The sequence below is a fragment of the Alistipes sp. dk3624 genome, from assembly GCF_009557455.1.
GTDB classification, from domain to species: Bacteria; Bacteroidota; Bacteroidia; order Bacteroidales; family Rikenellaceae; genus Alistipes_A; species Alistipes_A hominis.
Window position 1 is genome coordinate 2131883 of sequence record NZ_CP045651.1, and the last position, 17234, is coordinate 2149116.

The 17234-nt window shown below is 55.1% G+C and carries 14 protein-coding genes; 9 read left to right on the forward strand and 5 right to left on the reverse strand.

Annotated features, from left to right (window positions below; all coding sequences use genetic code 11):
* The first annotated feature begins 106 nt into the window (after positions 1-106).
* Complete coding sequence (locus GFH31_RS09040) at positions 107-844, forward strand: TylF/MycF/NovP-related O-methyltransferase (RefSeq protein ID WP_118458876.1); 738 nt, start codon at positions 107-109, stop codon at positions 842-844.
* Between the two features lie 56 nt (positions 845-900).
* Positions 901-1335: an energy transducer TonB gene (locus GFH31_RS09045; protein ID WP_055205211.1), complete on the forward strand. Its 435-nt coding sequence runs from the start codon at positions 901-903 to the stop codon at positions 1333-1335.
* An 81-nt stretch (positions 1336-1416) separates the two neighbouring features.
* On the opposite strand, the gene leuS is transcribed toward GFH31_RS09045, so the two are convergent.
* The gene (gene leuS / locus GFH31_RS09050; RefSeq protein WP_101571683.1) at positions 1417-4179 is read right to left on the reverse strand and encodes a leucine--tRNA ligase; all 2763 of its coding nucleotides are present in this window, start codon (positions 4177-4179) and stop codon (positions 1417-1419) included.
* Positions 4180-4185: 6 nt separating this feature from the next.
* The gene (gene dxs / locus GFH31_RS09055) at positions 4186-6069 is read right to left on the reverse strand and encodes a 1-deoxy-D-xylulose-5-phosphate synthase (RefSeq protein ID WP_101571681.1); all 1884 of its coding nucleotides are present in this window, start codon (positions 6067-6069) and stop codon (positions 4186-4188) included.
* Between the two features lie 178 nt (positions 6070-6247).
* On the opposite strand from dxs, the gene GFH31_RS09060 reads away from it, so the two are divergent.
* The 4 genes from GFH31_RS09060 (at position 6248) to GFH31_RS09075 (ending at position 9901) form a co-directional block, all read left to right on the forward strand.
* Complete coding sequence (locus GFH31_RS09060; RefSeq protein ID WP_228385751.1) at positions 6248-7099, forward strand: flagellar motor protein MotB; 852 nt, start codon at positions 6248-6250, stop codon at positions 7097-7099.
* A 10-nt stretch (positions 7100-7109) separates the two neighbouring features.
* A complete protein-coding gene (pyrH, locus tag GFH31_RS09065; RefSeq protein ID WP_118458872.1) occupies positions 7110-7823 on the forward strand; it encodes a UMP kinase in 714 nt (237 codons plus the stop codon).
* Between the two features lie 80 nt (positions 7824-7903).
* Positions 7904-8464, forward strand: a complete 561-nt coding sequence (gene frr, locus GFH31_RS09070) for a ribosome recycling factor (protein WP_153497806.1) — start codon at positions 7904-7906, stop codon at positions 8462-8464.
* A 108-nt stretch (positions 8465-8572) separates the two neighbouring features.
* Positions 8573-9901 (forward strand): trehalase family glycosidase, encoded by a 1329-nt coding sequence (locus GFH31_RS09075; RefSeq protein ID WP_118458870.1) that lies wholly within the window; start codon positions 8573-8575, stop codon positions 9899-9901.
* Positions 9902-10122: 221 nt separating this feature from the next.
* Here GFH31_RS09075 and GFH31_RS09080 read toward each other — a convergent pair whose 3' ends face one another.
* Positions 10123-10803 (reverse strand): recombinase family protein, encoded by a 681-nt coding sequence (locus GFH31_RS09080; protein WP_055205205.1) that lies wholly within the window; start codon positions 10801-10803, stop codon positions 10123-10125.
* 573 nt (positions 10804-11376) lie between these two features.
* Here GFH31_RS09080 and GFH31_RS09085 point away from each other — a divergent pair.
* Together GFH31_RS09085 and GFH31_RS09090 are read left to right on the forward strand one after the other, a co-directional pair.
* Complete coding sequence (locus GFH31_RS09085; RefSeq protein ID WP_153497807.1) at positions 11377-12945, forward strand: hypothetical protein; 1569 nt, start codon at positions 11377-11379, stop codon at positions 12943-12945.
* A gap of 295 nt (positions 12946-13240) precedes the next feature.
* A complete protein-coding gene (locus tag GFH31_RS09090) occupies positions 13241-13705 on the forward strand; it encodes a TspO/MBR family protein (protein ID WP_153497808.1) in 465 nt (154 codons plus the stop codon).
* Between the two features lie 68 nt (positions 13706-13773).
* Here GFH31_RS09090 and GFH31_RS09095 read toward each other — a convergent pair whose 3' ends face one another.
* Both GFH31_RS09095 and GFH31_RS09100 read right to left on the reverse strand, forming a co-directional pair.
* Positions 13774-14757: a fimbrillin family protein gene (locus GFH31_RS09095; protein WP_101571673.1), complete on the reverse strand. Its 984-nt coding sequence runs from the start codon at positions 14755-14757 to the stop codon at positions 13774-13776.
* 12 nt (positions 14758-14769) lie between these two features.
* Positions 14770-15765 carry a fimbrillin family protein gene (locus GFH31_RS09100; protein WP_172970733.1) on the reverse strand — a complete coding sequence of 332 codons (996 nt, stop codon included), beginning with the start codon at positions 15763-15765 and terminating at the stop codon, positions 14770-14772.
* 157 nt (positions 15766-15922) lie between these two features.
* On the opposite strand from GFH31_RS09100, the gene GFH31_RS09105 reads away from it, so the two are divergent.
* The gene (locus GFH31_RS09105) at positions 15923-17149 is read left to right on the forward strand and encodes an isocitrate dehydrogenase (NADP(+)) (protein WP_055205202.1); all 1227 of its coding nucleotides are present in this window, start codon (positions 15923-15925) and stop codon (positions 17147-17149) included.
* Positions 17150-17234: the final 85 nt, after the last annotated feature.

Sequence of the window (17234 nt, forward strand, 5' to 3'; positions counted from 1 at the left end):
CGGACGAAGAAAAGATAAGACGAAGGAATCCGTTCGGCGTTTGTAAAAATTGGCCATCTGTATAAAAACCTATCGGAAAGACGTTTCCGATAAATGCGATCATTTCATGAAACCATTGATTAAACTTACCGGCTTTGTCAAAAGTTGTCTGTTATTGTTGCCGATAACATTCCTATTTTATCCTTTCACAAAATTGATGTTATTTCTATCCTACCTAAACAAGCTGTTGGTATGGATATACGGGAATAAAAAGAAATTCGAATACCGCGAACCCGTCGCTTTCAACCGGAATTACAACAACAGATACAATCTATACAAATACATATCGGACAATTATTTAAAGGACAATTCCGAAATCGTTTATCTCGAGTTCGGAGTCGCCGGAGGCACCTCGTTCAAATGGTGGTTGAATGAGAATAAAAACGATTCTTCCCGTTTTTACGGATTCGATACTTTCGAAGGTCTTCCTGAGAATTGGGGCATGTTTTTTCGAAAAGGAGACATGCAGCATCAAGAATCACAGGTACAAGATAATCGCGTAAAGTTTGTCAAAGGATTGTTCCAGGATACTTTGGTTCCGTTTATCCAAGAAAATAGGGGTGACTTAAAATCCGCTGTCCGGAAGATCGTACATATGGACGCAGACCTTTATTCTTCCACGATTTTTGTCTTAACTCAGCTTTATCCGTATCTGCAACCGGGCGATATCATTCTATTCGACGAATTTAACGTGCCTTTGCACGAATTCAAAGCCTTTAATGAGTTTACAAAGGCATTTTATATCGAACTGAAACCTTTAGGCGCGGTCAACAATTACCTCCAGGTTGCTTTTGTGGTTAAATAAAAATGCATTCGTAATTCCCAAATCTTTTGAAACGCCCACAAATAAAACTACCCGTCATGAAAAGTCTAAACGTCGCCGTACTGTCCCTGCTGTTGTTCGCAGGCGCCGCAGCGAACGGCCGGCCGACTGCCGGCGATCCGGCCGCCCCGGTAAAAACGGAAACAGGCAAAGACTCCGTTACCGCAAAAGCCGACGTATTACCCTCTTTCCGCGGAGGACCGGAACGCCTTGCCGAATATCTCAGGGTCAACCTGCGTTACCCGAAAGAAGAGGTAGCCGCCGGAACGGAAGGCAGGGTTGTCGTCCGCATGGTTATTTCCAAAACGGGCGAAGTCCGGGAGCCGGAGATCGTTCAGTCGTTGTCTCCCGCCTGCGATGCCGAAGTAATACGCATCGTCCGTGCAATGCCGCGCTGGAAACCGGGTAAATCCGGCGGCCAACCGGTAAACGTCTATTTCACGCTGCCCGTCACTTTCAGGCTGCCGAAATAATCCGGAAAAGCAAAGTAAAAACACGGGGCGCTGTCAACGGACAGCGCCCCGTGTTTTTACATCTACCCCTTGGATCGGCAATCAGCAAACGACATTGACGATCTTACCGGGAACGACCACCACCTTTTTCGGGGTTTTCCCTTCCAGGTACTTCCCGGCGGCGGGATCGGCCAGCACGGCCGCTTCGACCTCTTTCGGAGACAACGACAGCGACAGTTCCTTTTTAAACCGCATCTTTCCGTTAAACGATACCGGATATTCGAAACTGTCTTCCACGAGGTATTTTTCGTCGTACTCCGGGAAACGAGCGTCGAAAACGGAAGTTCCGTGCCCCAATTGTTCCCAGACCTCTTCGGCAAGGTGCGGAGCGAACGGCGCGATCAGCACGACCAGCGGTTCGAGCACCGCGCGTTTCGCGCACTTCTGGTTGCTCAGTTCGTTCAGGCAGATCATAAAAGCGCTGACCGACGTATTGAACGAGAAATTTTCGATGTCTTCGGTCACTTTCCGAATCGTTTTATGCAGCGTCTTCAGCTCCCCGGCCGTCGGTTTTTCGTCGGTCAGAATCAACTTCCCGTCGCGGTCGAAGAACAGCCGCCAGAACCGGCGCAGGAACTTATGCACGCCGTCGATGCCGTTCGTATCCCACGGCTTGCTTTGTTCGAGCGGGCCGAGGAACATCTCGTACATCCGCAGCGTATCGGCCCCGTAATCGCGGACGATGTGGTCGGGGTTGACGACGTTGTACATCGATTTCGACATCTTCTCGATGGCCCAACCGCAAACGTATTTCCCGTCTTCGAGCACGAATTCGGCGTCGGCGTACTCGGGCATCCATTTGCGGAACGCGTCCAGATCGAGCACGTCGTTGCGCACGATGTTGACGTCCACGTGGATCTCCTGCGTATCGTACCCGTCTTTCAGTCCTACGGAGACATATTTATTGGTTCCCTTGATCCGGTAGACGAAGTTCGAACGCCCCTGGATCATCCCCTGATTGATCAGCTTTTTGAAAGGTTCCGGCTCGCAGACGCAGCCTATGTCGTACAAAAACATATTCCAGAAACGCGAATACATCAAGTGTCCGGTCGCATGCTCGATGCCGCCGACGTACAGGTCCACGTTGCGCCAGTACTCGTCCGCCTCTTTCGAGACGAGTTCCTTGTCGTTATGCGGGTCCATGTAGCGCAGGTAGTAGGCCGACGATCCGGCGAAACCGGGCATCGTGCTCAGTTCGTACGGATACCCTTCGTCCGTATGCCAATCCTTCGCCCGCGCCAGCGGCGGTTCGCCGTCGGCCGTCGGGCCGAAATCCCGCATCGGAGGCAACTGCAACGGCAGCCGGTCTTCCGACAGCGGACAGGCGACGTCGTCCTTATAATAGATGGGAAACGGCTCTCCCCAGTAACGCTGTCGGCTGAAAATCGCGTCGCGCAGCCGATAGTTGACCCTACGACTGCCGAATCCGCGCTTCTCTATCTCGTCGATCATCGCAGGAATCGCTTCCCTGACATCCATACCGGTCAGGAATTCGGAGTTGATCATTGTTCCGGACTTGGCGTCGTACGACCCGACCGACAGGTCGCCGCCCTCGACCACCGGAACGATCGGCAGACCGAAGTGCTTTGCAAAGGCGTAATCGCGGCTATCGTGCGCAGGCACGGCCATGATCGCGCCCGTCCCGTAACCGGACAGCACGTAATCGCTGACATAAATAGGAATCTCCTTGCCGTTGAACGGATTGATCGCGTAGCCGCCGGTGAACTGGCCGCTCACGCGCTTGGTGTCGGCCATACGTTCCCTTTCGGAACGTTTTTTAGCTTCTTCCAGATAATTTTCGACGGCGTCCTTGTATTCCGGCGCGGTCAGTTTGCCGACCAGCTCGTGTTCCGGAGCCAGCACCATGAACGTAACCCCGAAAATGGTATCCGCCCGCGTCGTAAAGATTTCGAGTTGCTCGTCAAGCCCTTTCAATCCGAAAAACACCTGTGCCCCTTCGCTGCGGCCGATCCAGTTGCGCTGGATCTCTTTCAGCGAATCGCTCCACTCGAGCCGGTCGAGCCCGTCGAGCATCCGCTGCGCATAAGCCGTCACGCGCAGCAACCACTGTTTCATTCGCTTTTGCTCCACCGGGAAACCGCCGCGCACCGACAGCCCGTCCTTCACCTCGTCGTTAGCCAGCACCGTACCGAGCCCCGGACACCAGTTCACCATCGTATCGGCGCGGAACGCCAGCCGGTAATTCTGCAAGACATTCTCTTTTTCGGCCTCGCTCATGACTTTCCACTGGGCTGCCGTAAACGACATCTCCCGGGTGCAGGCTGCGTTCAGCCCCTCGGTTCCCGCCCGCTCGAACGCTTCGACCAGCTTCGAAATCGGCAGCGCCTTGTTCTCGTCATTGCAGTAAAAACTGTCGAACATTTTGAGGAAGGCCCATTGCGTCCAATGGTAATACCCCGGATCGCAGGTACGCACTTCTCGATCCCAGTCGAAACTGAACCCGATCTTATCCAACTGTTCGCGGTAGCGGTCGATGTTTTTCTCGGTCGTAACGGCCGGATGCTGCCCGGTCTGGATCGCATACTGTTCGGCCGGCAGTCCGAACGCGTCGTATCCCATCGGATGCAGCACGTTGAATCCTTTCAGCCGCTTGTAACGCGTATAAATGTCCGACGCGATATACCCCAGCGGGTGTCCGACATGCAGCCCCGCCCCCGACGGGTACGGAAACATATCCAGCACGTAGAACTTCGGCCGCGACGGATCGACTTCGACCTTGTAGGTTTTACGTTCGATCCAGCGTTTCTGCCACTTCTGTTCGATTTCCGCGAAATTGTACTCCATAAGCCCTTATTTTTTGCTTTTCATAATTGTCCGGTAGATGCCTTCGAGGTCGAAACCGCAGATACGGCGCAACTGTTCCTGCGTGCCCTGCCCGATGAAACGGTCGGGAATCCCGAGCAATTCCGCCTGCGGTCTGTAACCGTACGCATTCATAAATTCCAGCACGGCCGATCCGACTCCCCCCGTAACGGTTCCGTCTTCGACGACGACGATCCGCCCGAAACGCCTGCCTACCTCGTGCAAACAGGTCGCATCCAGCGGTTTGGCGAAACGCAGATCGATGTGGGCGGCCGAAACGCCATCGGCCGAGGCCCGTTCCACCGCTTCGGCTACCGTATTCCCCACATGCCCCAACGACAGCACCGCCACATCCGTCCCGTCGCGCAGCCAGCGACCGCGTCCCACCGGGATCTCGCGGAAAGGCTGCCGCCAGTCGGATCTCACGCCCGCCCCCCGCGGATAGCGGATCACGAACGGGCCGCGCCCGAGCGAAGCCGTATACATCAAGTTCCGCAGTTCGACCTCGTCCATCGGCGCCGCGACGGTAATGTCCGGAATCGAACGCATATAGGCGATATCGAACGCTCCCTGGTGCGTGGCGCCGTCCTCGCCGACCAGTCCGGCGCGGTCGAGACACATCACCACGTTTAACCCCTGCAGCGCCACGTCGTGAATCACGTTATCGTAAGCCCGCTGCATAAACGACGAATAGATGTTACAGAACGGCACCATGCCGGCCGCAGCCAGACCCGCCGAGAAAGTCACGGCATGTCCTTCGGCGATCCCGACGTCGAAACAGCGCTCCGGCATCTCGCGCATCAGGATATTCAACCCGCAGCCGGTCGGCATCGCGGGGGTGATCCCCACGATCCGGTCGTTCGTCCGGGCCAATTCGAGGATCGTCTCCCCAAACACCTTTTGATAAAGAGGCGGCTCGTCGCCGTTGCCGCCGTGGGTCGCACGTTCTCCGGTTTCCGGATTGAAAACTCCCGGCGCATGCCATATTTTCTGATCCCGTTCCGCCGGACTGTATCCTTTTCCTTTGACGGTCAGCACGTGCAGTAATTTGGGACCTTTTATCTCCTTCAGATCCTGCAGCACACGGGTCAGTTGCCCTACGTCGTGTCCGTCCACCGGCCCGAAATAGCGGAAGCGCAAACTCTCGAATAGGTTGCTCTGCTGCAGGAAGCCCTGTTTCAGCGCATTACCCACTTTTTGGATCAGCCGTCTCAGCCGCGGAGTCCGCTCCATATGCGCCCACGCGCGGTTTTTTACGGCATTGTACCGTTTCGAAGTCGAAATGCTCAGCAGGTATTCTTTCAACGCGCCTACGTTCGGGTCGATCGCCATCCGGTTGTCGTTCAAGATCACCAGCAGATCGGTATTGGCCGCCCCGGCGTTGTTCAATCCTTCGAAAGCCAGCCCCCCGGTCAACGCTCCGTCGCCGATCACAGCCACCGCATGCCGCCGCTCGCCGCGCAAGGCCGTCGCCGTCGCGATGCCCAACGCCGCCGAAATGGAGGTCGAGGCATGCCCTCCCCCGAACGCGTCGTAAGCGCTCTCCTCCATCTTCGGGAATCCGCTCAGCCCGTTCAGCTTGCGGTTCATCCGGAAACTGTCGCGGCGGCCGGTGATGATCTTGTGGGCATAGGCCTGATGGCCCACGTCCCAGATCAGCTTGTCGTACGGCGTATCGAATACGTAATGCAACGCGGCGGTCAGCTCGACGACGCCGAGACTCGATCCCAGATGGCCGGGATTCAGCGCGAGCTGCTCGATGATGAATCGACGCAGCTCGTCGCAGTAGCCGACCAGTTCCTGCTGCGAAAGTTTCCGCAGATCGGCCGGAGAATCGATCCGGTAGAGGTATTTGTAGGATGATTCGGTCATTGGGGACCCTAAAAAACAATTTAGACGCAAAGGTAATAAATTACCGGCAAATATCGGCCCGCGGATAGTTTTTGTACATTCTAAATTGTTTTGTATCTTCGTGGCAGATATGCCGGCGGCGGATCGTTCCCGGTTCCGCCACGGACGGCGAAGCCGGCCGCCCAAAAACTTTGGATCTATGAAAAAACTGATTGTCCTCGGTTTGGTTGCCCTGACTGCGTTTTCATGCGTCTCAACCAAAAAATTCAATTCGATGAAAGCCGAAGCGCTGCGCTTGGAAGGGGAACTGACCGCTTCGAAAAGCCGCCTCGAAGATATGGGGGCCTTGAACGACAAACTGACGGCCGAGAAAATGCAGTTGATTGCCGACACCACGCGCCTGTCGAACGACCTGAAGGAGTGTAAGAAACGTTATAAGCAACTGTTGGCCGACGGTTCCGCCGAATCGGCGCGGATGTTGCGCGAACTCGAGGACAAGGAGATGGCGCTGAACGACCGCGTCCGCCGCGTGGCCGAACTCGAAGGGATGCTTAAAAGCCGCGAGGAGGCGATCGACGCCATCCGCCGCAAAGTGACCGACGCGCTGACCGGCTTCGAAGGCAAGGGATTGTCGATCTCGATCCGCAACGGCAACGTATACGTCTCGATGGACGACAAACTGCTATTCCGTTCGGGCAGTTTCGAAATTGACCCGAACGGCGCGCGCGCCGTCCGCGACCTGGCCGAAGTGCTGGCGCAGAACGCCGATATCAACGTGATGGTCGAGGGACATACGGACGACGTGCCCTACCGTCCGAACGGCCAGTTGAAGGACAACCTCGACCTGAGCGCGAAACGCGCCACGACCGTCGTGCGGCTGCTGCTCGAAAACAAAGGGATCGACCCGAACCGCATCATCGCCGCCGGACGCGGCGAATCGCTGCCCGTCGATCCGGCCAAAACGTCCGAAGCGCGCGCCAAAAACCGTCGCACCGAAATCATCCTGACGCCGAAGCTCGACGAGCTGATGCAACTGATGGAAAAACAATAAAAACGAAAACATGTCGATTTATAAACGCGTCCTGTTAAAACTCAGCGGCGAATCGCTGATGGGAGCTCAGAAATACGGTCTTTCTACCGAGGTGTTGAACCAATATGCCGAACAGATCCGAACAGTAGCCGCCACGGGCGTGCAGGTCGGCATCGTAATCGGAGGAGGCAATATCTTCCGCGGGCTGAGCGGAGTAAGCCGCGGATTCGACCGCGTCAAGGGCGACCAGATGGGGATGCTGGCGACCGTTATCAACTCGCTGGCGTTACAGGGCGCGCTCGAAAGCGCCGGAGCGAGAGCCCGGGTACTGACGTCGATCCGGATGGAACCGGTCGGGGAACTCTATACGAAGGCCAAAGCGCTGGAACTGATGGAAGCCGGCTGGATCGTCATCATCGCCGGCGGCACGGGCAATCCGTACTTCACGACCGACACGGCTTCGGCGCTGCGCGGCGTAGAGATCGAAGCGGAGGTACTGCTGAAAGGCACGCGCGTGGACGGCGTCTATACGGCCGACCCGGAAAAAGATCCGACGGCGACCAAATTCGCGGAGATCACGTTCGACGAAGTGTACCGTCGGCGGCTGAAAGTGATGGATCTCACGGCATTCACGATGTGCAAGGAGAACGACCTGCCGATCGTGGTATTCGACATGGACACGCCGGGCAACCTGCAAAAAGTGATCGCCGGCGAACCGATCGGAACGGTCGTGAAAAACGACTGACGTCTCGACGGTCCCTGCCGGGAAATCCCAGCGGCGGCATGATAACGAAAACACGTTTTTGACTTAAAACATACACGGACATGATAGAATCGAAAGAACTTCTCGACGCGGCCCAGGTGAAAATGGACAAAGTCATCGCCCACCTGACCGAAGAACTCGCATCGGTCAGAGCCGGCAAGGCGAGCGTCAACGTACTCAACGGCATCCTGGTCGAATACTACGGCACGCCGACGGACATCTCGCAGGTAGCCAGCATTACGGTGCCCGACGCCCGCACCGTACTGGTGCAGCCGTGGGAAAAGAAAATGATCCCGGTGATCGAGAAAGCCATCCTGGTCGCCAACATCGGCCTGACGCCGTCGAACAACGGCGAGCACATCCGGCTGAACATTCCGCCGCTGACCGAGGAGCGCCGTAAAGAACTGGTAAAACAGATCAAGGCGGAAACCGAAACGGCCCGCGTAAGCCTGCGCGGCATCCGCCGCGACCTGGTCGACGCGTTCAAGAAAGCGCAAAAAGACGGTATGCCCGAGGACGCGGCGAAAGACGGCGAAGAGTCGGCCCAGAAACTGACCGACAAATACGCGAAGAAAGTGGACGACCTGTTCTCCGCTAAAGAGAAGGAGATCATGACGGTCTGACCGGCACTTCGTATCCGGAAAATCACAAAACCGCATTTTTGCATAAATGCGGTTTTTGCATTCGGCACAGAACCGACCGATTAAAAAAAAACAAACGTCTAAAGACACATGAAAAAAATAACGAAACTGTGGGGGCTGCTGTTGATCGCTCCGGCCCTGCTTTCATTCTCGCAGGGAGAAACGCCCTCCGCCGCCGACCGGGACGAAGTGCACCGCTTCATCCGGAACTCGTGGGACAAGACCGTCCGGTTCAACACCGAAGACGAAGGCACCCGCATCGGTCTCCCGTACCGCTACACCGTGCCGAGCATCAGCGGCGCATTCCAGGAGATGTACTACTGGGACACCTATTTCACCGGCGAGGGGCTGATCCTCGACGGGCATGTCGACCTGGCCCGGAGCAACGCCGAGAACATGCTCTACATGGTAGACCGTTTCGGTAAAATGTACAACGGCAACCTGACCGTATTCCAAAACCGTTCCCAGCCCCCGTTCCTGAGCATGATGATCGCCAGCGTCTACCGCAGCACCGGCGACAAGGAGTGGCTGCGCAAAGTGCTGCCGACGCTCGAAAAAGAGTACCGATTCTGGATGAGCGAACGGATCGCGCCGACCGGTCTGAACCGGTACGGGAACGAAAGCACCGACCGGGATAAGATGGATTTCGTCGACATGCTGAAAGTGCGCTTAGGCAGTCGTTTCAAGACGGACGGGCTCTCGCACCAAGAACTGCTGGACGTCGGCTCGCACTACATCGCCGAAGCCGAATCGGGTTGGGATTTCAATCCCCGGTTCCGGACGCGCTGCATGGACTTCTGCCCCGTCGATCTGAACGCGAACCTGTATCTGTACGAAAAGAATTTCGAATTTTTCGCGGATGAACTCGGCGACAAAGCCGCCGCAAAACGGTGGGCGCGCAAAGCGGAAGACCGTAAAAAACTGATCCGCAAGTACTGCCGAGACCCCCGAAACGGCATGTACTACGATTACGACTACGTGAACGGCAAGCGTTCCGACGTCGTTTCGGCGGCAGTGTTCAGCCTGCTGTATGCCGGAGCCGTCCCCACAAAGGACGCTCCGGGGATCGCCCGTGCGCTCGACGCGCTCGAATTTCCGCACGGCATCGCCGCCTGCGAGAACAAAGACTACCCGTATGTCTACCAATGGTCATACCCGAACGGCTGGGCTCCGCTGCATTTCCTGGCGATCAAAGGCCTGGACAATTACGGTTTCCGCGAGGATGCCCGCCGCATCGCATCGAAATACGTCGCTACGGTGATCGGCAATTTCAAAAAGACTCACAACCTGTGGGAGAAATACAACGTCGTGGAAGGCAACATCAACGTCAGCAACGAATACGAGATGCCGACCATGGTCGGCTGGACGGCAGGCACCTTCGTCTTTGCGACCGATTACCTCGACCGCACCGCCCGCTGAAGCCCTTATTCCGGCACGGAACTTGCTCTTTTCCGGGTTACGGCCCCGGGAGAGAATCGGATAGCTATCATTCTATCTTGGTATGTTTCGTGCATATGATTTTGTTATGTTTTTCTTATTCACTGGTGGTGCAGGTCGCAAAGCCTGTGATCCCCTTCCGGGGCTTTTTTTAACAAAAATAAAAACCTTTCGAACGTAAATTTCGAAAGGTTTTTATTTATTTACTCTTGTTTCGATTTTCTACGGGCCTCGTACCACTCCTGCCGGATTCCCCGTATTTTATTCCGATGCTCGATGATATCGTTTACTTGCGCATGGCGTTTCCGAAAAGCTTTGAACGTATCGACCGATACCTGGTATTTCCTGCAAACCGACACGATCGTCGCGCCGTTACGCAACATCTCGACGATTTCGGCGCAATTCTCGGACAGAATCCGGAACTTCGGGCAAAAACCTTTCCTTCGGCCGAGCTGCACGCCTTCGGCCTTGCGTAGGGCAAGCGCCTCCTTCGTACGCATCGAGATCAGGTTCCGTTCGATCTCCGCCACGAGACCGAAAGCAAAGCACAGGACTTTACTGTTGATCGTATCGTCAAAGGCATAACCGTCCTTGGTCGAATAAAGGGTAATCCCTTTATCCAAACAATGTCCCATGATCGTCATAATTTCCGTAAGCGTTCTGCTCAACCGCGAAATTTCGGTAACGATCAACGTATCGCCGTTTTTCAAACGCCGCAGAATACTTCCCAGCTTGCGGTCCTTTTGATCTTTCTTGCCGCTGACCACCTCCGTCACCCAACGATCGATTTCCATATTCCGGGTCTGGGCGAATCGAAGAATCTCATCTTGTTGATTTGACAGGTGTTGCTTCTCCGTACTGACTCTCAAATATCCAACCACCATAAGTTTTTATTCCAATAAATTTATTTCCACATACCAAACGGGGAAAGCCGGTTTAAATATAGCAAAAAACGGCGTATATACATTACAAAAAGATCGAAATACGGAGGAAAAGACGTTCATTTTTAACTGGTCGTTTTTAATTATCAGATAGATATTTATACTCGCATCGGTAGGTTTTCAACACGCTGATCTGTGTTTTTTTATAAGAAACCTATTTTTTAATTAAAAAATTTGTATCTTAGTGGTTAAAGATCAACGTTTGAATCTGTTTGATTACAATTAACAATCTAAAAACAAGTACATTAAAACCGAAACACAAAAGCTACTCACATGTCACACGACTAAAAACAGTATCGGAAACTAATGAAAAGGAAGCGGACGCATGGCGAATAATTAACTTTCAAGAAGTAAAATTTGCCGTATTTTAAACAAAGAAACGATAAACCGAAGCGATTAAGGGAAGAATGATGTATCAAGGGTGGAGAATATAGGTGTCTTTTATATTCTTTACGTACCGGAAACAAAGAAACTACACATACACTTGTCTAAATATTTCTTTTAACTTGTTTAATTATGAAAAAATTAGTCTTTTCGATTCAAGTATTCATCGTCACACTGCTGGCCGCACAGTTGACCAGTTGCGAGGGTTTCCCCGGACCGGAACCGATCTCGGAGCAATACGCCCGACCCGAAGAGGTCATCGTACCGGGAGTTCCGGTAGTCAAAGGCGATGGAAAATCGATCTACCAGCCCACCTCTTCGCGCGATTTCCGTTATGCCGCAGCGATGATCGCCAATTCGAACGGCACGATGAGCGCTTGGTTCTCCACTCCGGGAGGAACGACCGGCTCGCTTCCCGCCGCTACCAGTCTGAACGGTTCCGGCGCCGGAGGTGGTCCGTACCCCATGCACAGCAACGGCAACAGCGGGGCGATCAAGTACACATTCGACAAATCGTTCTACGGATGGATCGTGGACTGTCCGGGATGGAGCACGAATACGTCCTGCTTCCACTGGGAGCTTTACCAATGGAATAACGACTACATTTCAACGCTGAGCGGAACCCCGATCGCCCAATACGACCACATGAATTACAAAGACAACAGCTCGCTGGAGATCAATACGAACAACAGCGGTTACGCCGACGAGACCGGGAACGTCAAATTCCCCGCCGGCACCTACCTGCTGTATATGGAACGCATCTCCGGAACCCCGGGTTGCTGGGGCGCCGGCATCGGGGAAAACATGACCGTATGGCACAATGGCACGGAGTTGAGCGGAACGCAGGCATTCAGGACAAAAGTCCAGTACGTTTCCCCGGCCGACGTAGGTTATTCGGCCCAGATCAGGTATTACACCGCATCGTCGGTAACGAACGATCTCACCTGGTCGGAAGACGATATCGTAGCCGTAGCGCCCACCGACAAAAAAGCCGACAGCTATTATGCAAAAGATCCCGCAGTGGTTAAAATCGGGGACTACTATTATATGGTCTACACGGGCTCGACGACCGTCGTGGAAACCACCGACAACGAACTGTTCGTTGCCCGCAGCGCGACCCCGGACGGGGAAAACTGGGAGAAATGGAACGGAACAGGTTGGGGAGGCGATCCCGCGGCGATCGTAAGCGCTAACCTGACGGCCGAAGAGACCTTCTTCGGCGTGGGAGAAGCCAGCCTGATCGTCAAAGACGGACAGATATACCTGTATTACACTTACAACGATCAGGCTATCGACGTCTACGACATCCACCTCGCCACGGCCAATGCCAGCGATTCAAACTGGCCCGCGGCACTCTCCGACAAAGGGAAAGTCATCGACCGCAATAAATTCGCGGCAAATTCCGTGAGCGGTTGCGATGTCAAATACGTCGAAGAGTTGAACTGTTTCCAGGCCATTCATGGAGTAAATGTCAACGAAGTGAACACCTACCTAGCCATATGGCAATCGACGGACGGCATCACCGGATGGGAACAGATCGGCATCGTCACCGACAATACCCGCGTCCGCCTGAAATATCCGCGGGTCGTAGGCAACGACCAAGGACATGTCACTTCCGCAGTACACCTGCTTACCTATCAGTACGGGATAAGCAGATCGAGCTGGAGAACTTGGATGAGTTCCTATCAATATGCCGAGTAAATCGGACAACCAACAGGGTAAGTGAAGTAAATTAATGGACAGTAGTTTTCGTTTTCTCTTCGGGTAAAAAATCCGGGATTCTCCCCCCCAGTAATTCCGGGAATACCCTGTTTATCCGGAGAATTTAAAAGCCGCCCCGAGTGATTCCGGGCGGCTTTTTCATGAGTCGGGCGAACAGGCGTTTCGCAAAACCGGCCGTTGCCGGCAGCGGTTCGCCGTTCGCTCTTTTTTGTCCGGATGCCGCCACCGCCGTTGCACGATAATTGCAGCGCCTTCCGGTCTCAACCGGAGACTTATGAAAAAAATTCTCGCATTCGCCGTTCCGATACTGGTTTGCCTGCTGCTGGGCTACCTCGCCGGACTGATCCAGGCGGATTCCATCCGCGAATGGTATCCGACCCTGCGCAAACCGCCGCTGACGCCGCCGAATATCGTATTTCCCATCGCGTGGGGAATCCTTTACCTGTGCATGGGCATATCCGCCGGACTGATTTACCTTTCCAACGCTCCGCAGAGAGACTTTCTGATCCGTCTTTTCTGCGTTCAACTGTTCTCGAATTTCATCTGGAGCTACCTGTTCTTCTACCTGCGAAATCCGCTGCTCGGTATGATCGATATTCTGACGCTCGACATATTCGTCATTTACTACCTGATCAAAAGTTATCCGGTCAGCAAAACCGCATCCGTCCTGTTCGCTCCTTATGCGCTGTGGGTACTGTTCGCCACCTACCTGAACGGCTACATCATGCTTACCAATTAGCAGTCCGCGCGCAAATATCCCGCGTCGCCGATCCGACGACGCGGGATATTTGCTTTTTATCGAACGACTTACAGGCCGGGATTGATCGCGGAACCGTTGACGTTCGTCCAGTCGGTAATCGTCGGATTGGAGATCGTAATGGCGGTACGGGCAATGCTGACCGCATAAGTGTATTTGGAGCCGGCCGCAAATGTCGTCGTCGTCAGCGACGCCGGCGGAACCGCAATGGCCGAAGTTCCTCCTTCGTTGAGATTGATCGCCAGAGTCGGCGCCTGGCTGTAAGTGCCGGGGAGCACCAGCACGTAAACCGAAGCAGACGTCGCGCTGAGCGTCACGGTCGCGCCCGGCGTCATCGTAGTCGTATTGGTCACGCCGCTGCCCGGCGTGATCGCACCGGTGGAAAGCGCGATGGTCGAATTGCCGTCGGTCGTATAGACCTTATCCGAACTTCCCGCAGCGACCGTAAAAGAGGTCAGCGTCGTGTTCGCCGCGATACTGCTGTTGATGGTGATATCGAACTCGAGCAGCGAGAGCGCATGGGTAAAAACAAGACCGACCGCTCCGGCCGAGCGAAGCACCCCGGAAGAAGCCAGGTTGTTCGAGATCAACAGGTCGAGCGCCGGGTTGACGGTTCCCGTCTGCACATTCAGCGCAGGCACCTTCACCGCCGAAGCCGAACTGTTGCCCGAGGCATAAGGCGAATAAGCGAGAAAAGTATGAGGAGTGGTGGCCGGAGCCCCCCAGTAAATCGGACTGTCGGCGCTCCAAGTCGCGCTCGCGCCGTTCCCGGTCGCGGAAAAGGAAACGTTCACGGCAGCGGGAACCGACTGCGTGCAAAACAGCCCGAGCTGGTCGCCGCTTTTCCACGCCGCCGTGCTGCCGGTAATCGTCGTTTTGGATTCGGGGATAACGTCGGAGACCGGCTTCGAGTCGGCGATTCCGGCCAGGATCGTAATTTGTTGCCCGTCGTCGGCCGTGGGCCGGCATTCGTCGTCGCGGTCGCAGGCGATCCACGCCGCGGCAACCGCCGTCAGGAATAACATCTTTTTCATAACCGATTAATTTTAATGGATAAAACTTTTATTCGATAAATTTATCACCGTGTCCCGCTCGATCGTTACGGGCAATTTCCCCGCAGCGCCGCACGGCTGCGGAACTTTCGTGATGATCCCGCCGATTTTGACATTGTAAACATATTTGGTTCCGGCCGAGAAGGTGTTGTTCGACAGGTTCGCGTAATCCGTATCCTGATTGCTGCCTATCAGCGGGGCAACGGTGAACTTGACAGCCGGCACGGGATTGAGGTATTGTCCCGGAAGCGCCAGCACATAGACCGTCACGGGAATGCTGCCGATCAGCCCGGTCGAAGGGATGCTTTTGGTCAGGGTCTGCGCGTAGACGGAGCTGTTGTTCGCCGCCGCCTGCACGGCGCCGGTTACGAGGTTGTAACCGATCTGGGCGACCGTATTCACGGTATTGACGATGCCGTAACCGGACGATCCGCCCGCCGTATTTCCGCCCCGCAGCGTCAGGCTCTTCAGCGTATAGGTATTGATGACCCCCATCGTAATGTTGAACTGCAACACCGAAAACGCATGTGAAAAAACGAACGCTACCGAGGAACCCGCCGGATAGGCCTGTTGCTTCGGCCCCGTCACGAGCATGTCGCAGGTAACGTCGACCGCCGTCGATACCTGCTGGTTCGCCAGCACCGGCATCGGCACTACGTTGGACTGATTCGACGCATTGTACGGATAGTAAGCATAGAAGGTGTGCGTGGCGGTACGGTTGTACCAGTACATCGGGGTCGTCGTACTCCACGCGCTGCCGTTATAAGAAAAAAGCACGTTACTGCGGCCTGTCAGGGTCTCGCTGATGCCGATCCGGTCGCCGGAAACGAACGAAACGGCGCTGCCGCTCGCGCTGGTTTTAGATGCCGGGGCCGCCGGGCGAACTCCCCCCGACACTTCGACAGCCAGCTCCGGCACCGGCGGATCTTCCTCCGTCCAACCGGTACATCCCGCCAGGAAAACAACCGAAAAAAGCAGTGCGCGCATCATCCGAGTGAATAACCATGTATTATGATTATAACATAAACGCTGCCAAACCTTACCGGACGACCGCCCCGCCCTCCGGCGGGCTTCGTTGCAAAAAACAATATTTTGAGCTAAATTTGCGGAAGCATACAGAGTACAATTCAATTCAACCGAATCCGGCATGAAATCAAAAATCAAAGTCAATCATCCCGTTGTGGAGCTCGATGGCGACGAAATGACCCGCGTCATCTGGAAATTCATCAAAGACAAGCTGATCCTTCCCTACCTCGATCTGGATATCAAATATTACGATCTAAGCATCCAAAACCGCGATGCCACCGACGACCGGGTTACCGTAGAAGCCGCCGAGGCGATCAAAAAATACAACGTCGGCATCAAGTGCGCCACCATTACGCCGGACGAAGCGCGCGTCCGGGAGTTCGGTTTGAAAAAGATGTGGAAGTCGCCGAACGGCACGATCCGCAACATCCTCGACGGAACGGTCTTCCGCGAACCGATCATCTGCCGCAACGTGCCGCGCCTGGTGCCCGGATGGACCCGTCCGATCTGCATCGGGCGTCACGCTTTCGGCGACCAATACCGCGCGACGGACGTCGTTACGAAAGGTCCCGGCAAACTGACCATGACCTTCACCGGCGAGAACGGAGAGAGCCGGTCGTGGGAAGTGTACGATTTCAAGGGCGACGGCGTGGCGCTGTGCATGTACAACACCGACGCGTCGATCCGCGGTTTCGCTCACGCCTGTTTCAACATGGCCCTCAGCAAGAAATGGCCGCTGTACCTGAGCACGAAAAATACGATTCTGAAAAAATACGACGGCCGTTTCAAAGACATTTTCGAAGAGATCTACCGCAACGACTACAAGCAGCGGATGGACGAGCTGGGACTGGTCTACGAACACCGGCTGATCGACGACATGGTCGCTTCGGCGCTGAAATGGAACGGCGGCTTCGTATGGGCCTGCAAGAACTACGACGGCGACGTGCAGTCGGACACTGTCGCGCAGGGCTTCGGCTCGCTGGGGCTGATGACCTCGGTGCTGGTCACTCCGGACGGCAAGACGATGGAAGCCGAAGCGGCGCACGGCACCGTGACCCGCCACTACCGGATGCACCAGCGGGGCGAGGAGACCTCGACCAACCCGATCGCGTCGATATTCGCCTGGACGCGCGGTCTGGCGCACCGTGCCGCACTCGACGGCAACGAAGCCCTGGCGCATTTTTCCCGCGCGCTCGAAGAAGTTTGCGTCGAGACGGTCGAATCGGGCAAGATGACCAAAGACCTGGCGCTGCTGGTCAAGGGGTCGAAAGTTTCCCGCGAAGATTACCTCAACACCGAAGAGTTCCTCGCGGCGCTCGACGACAACCTGCGCAAGAAACTGGCGTAAAATGCGTTCCCCTTCCGTATTGCGGCGGCCCGGCTTCGGAAAAAGCCGGGCCGCCCGTTATATGATACTGCCAAAGTCCTTCGCC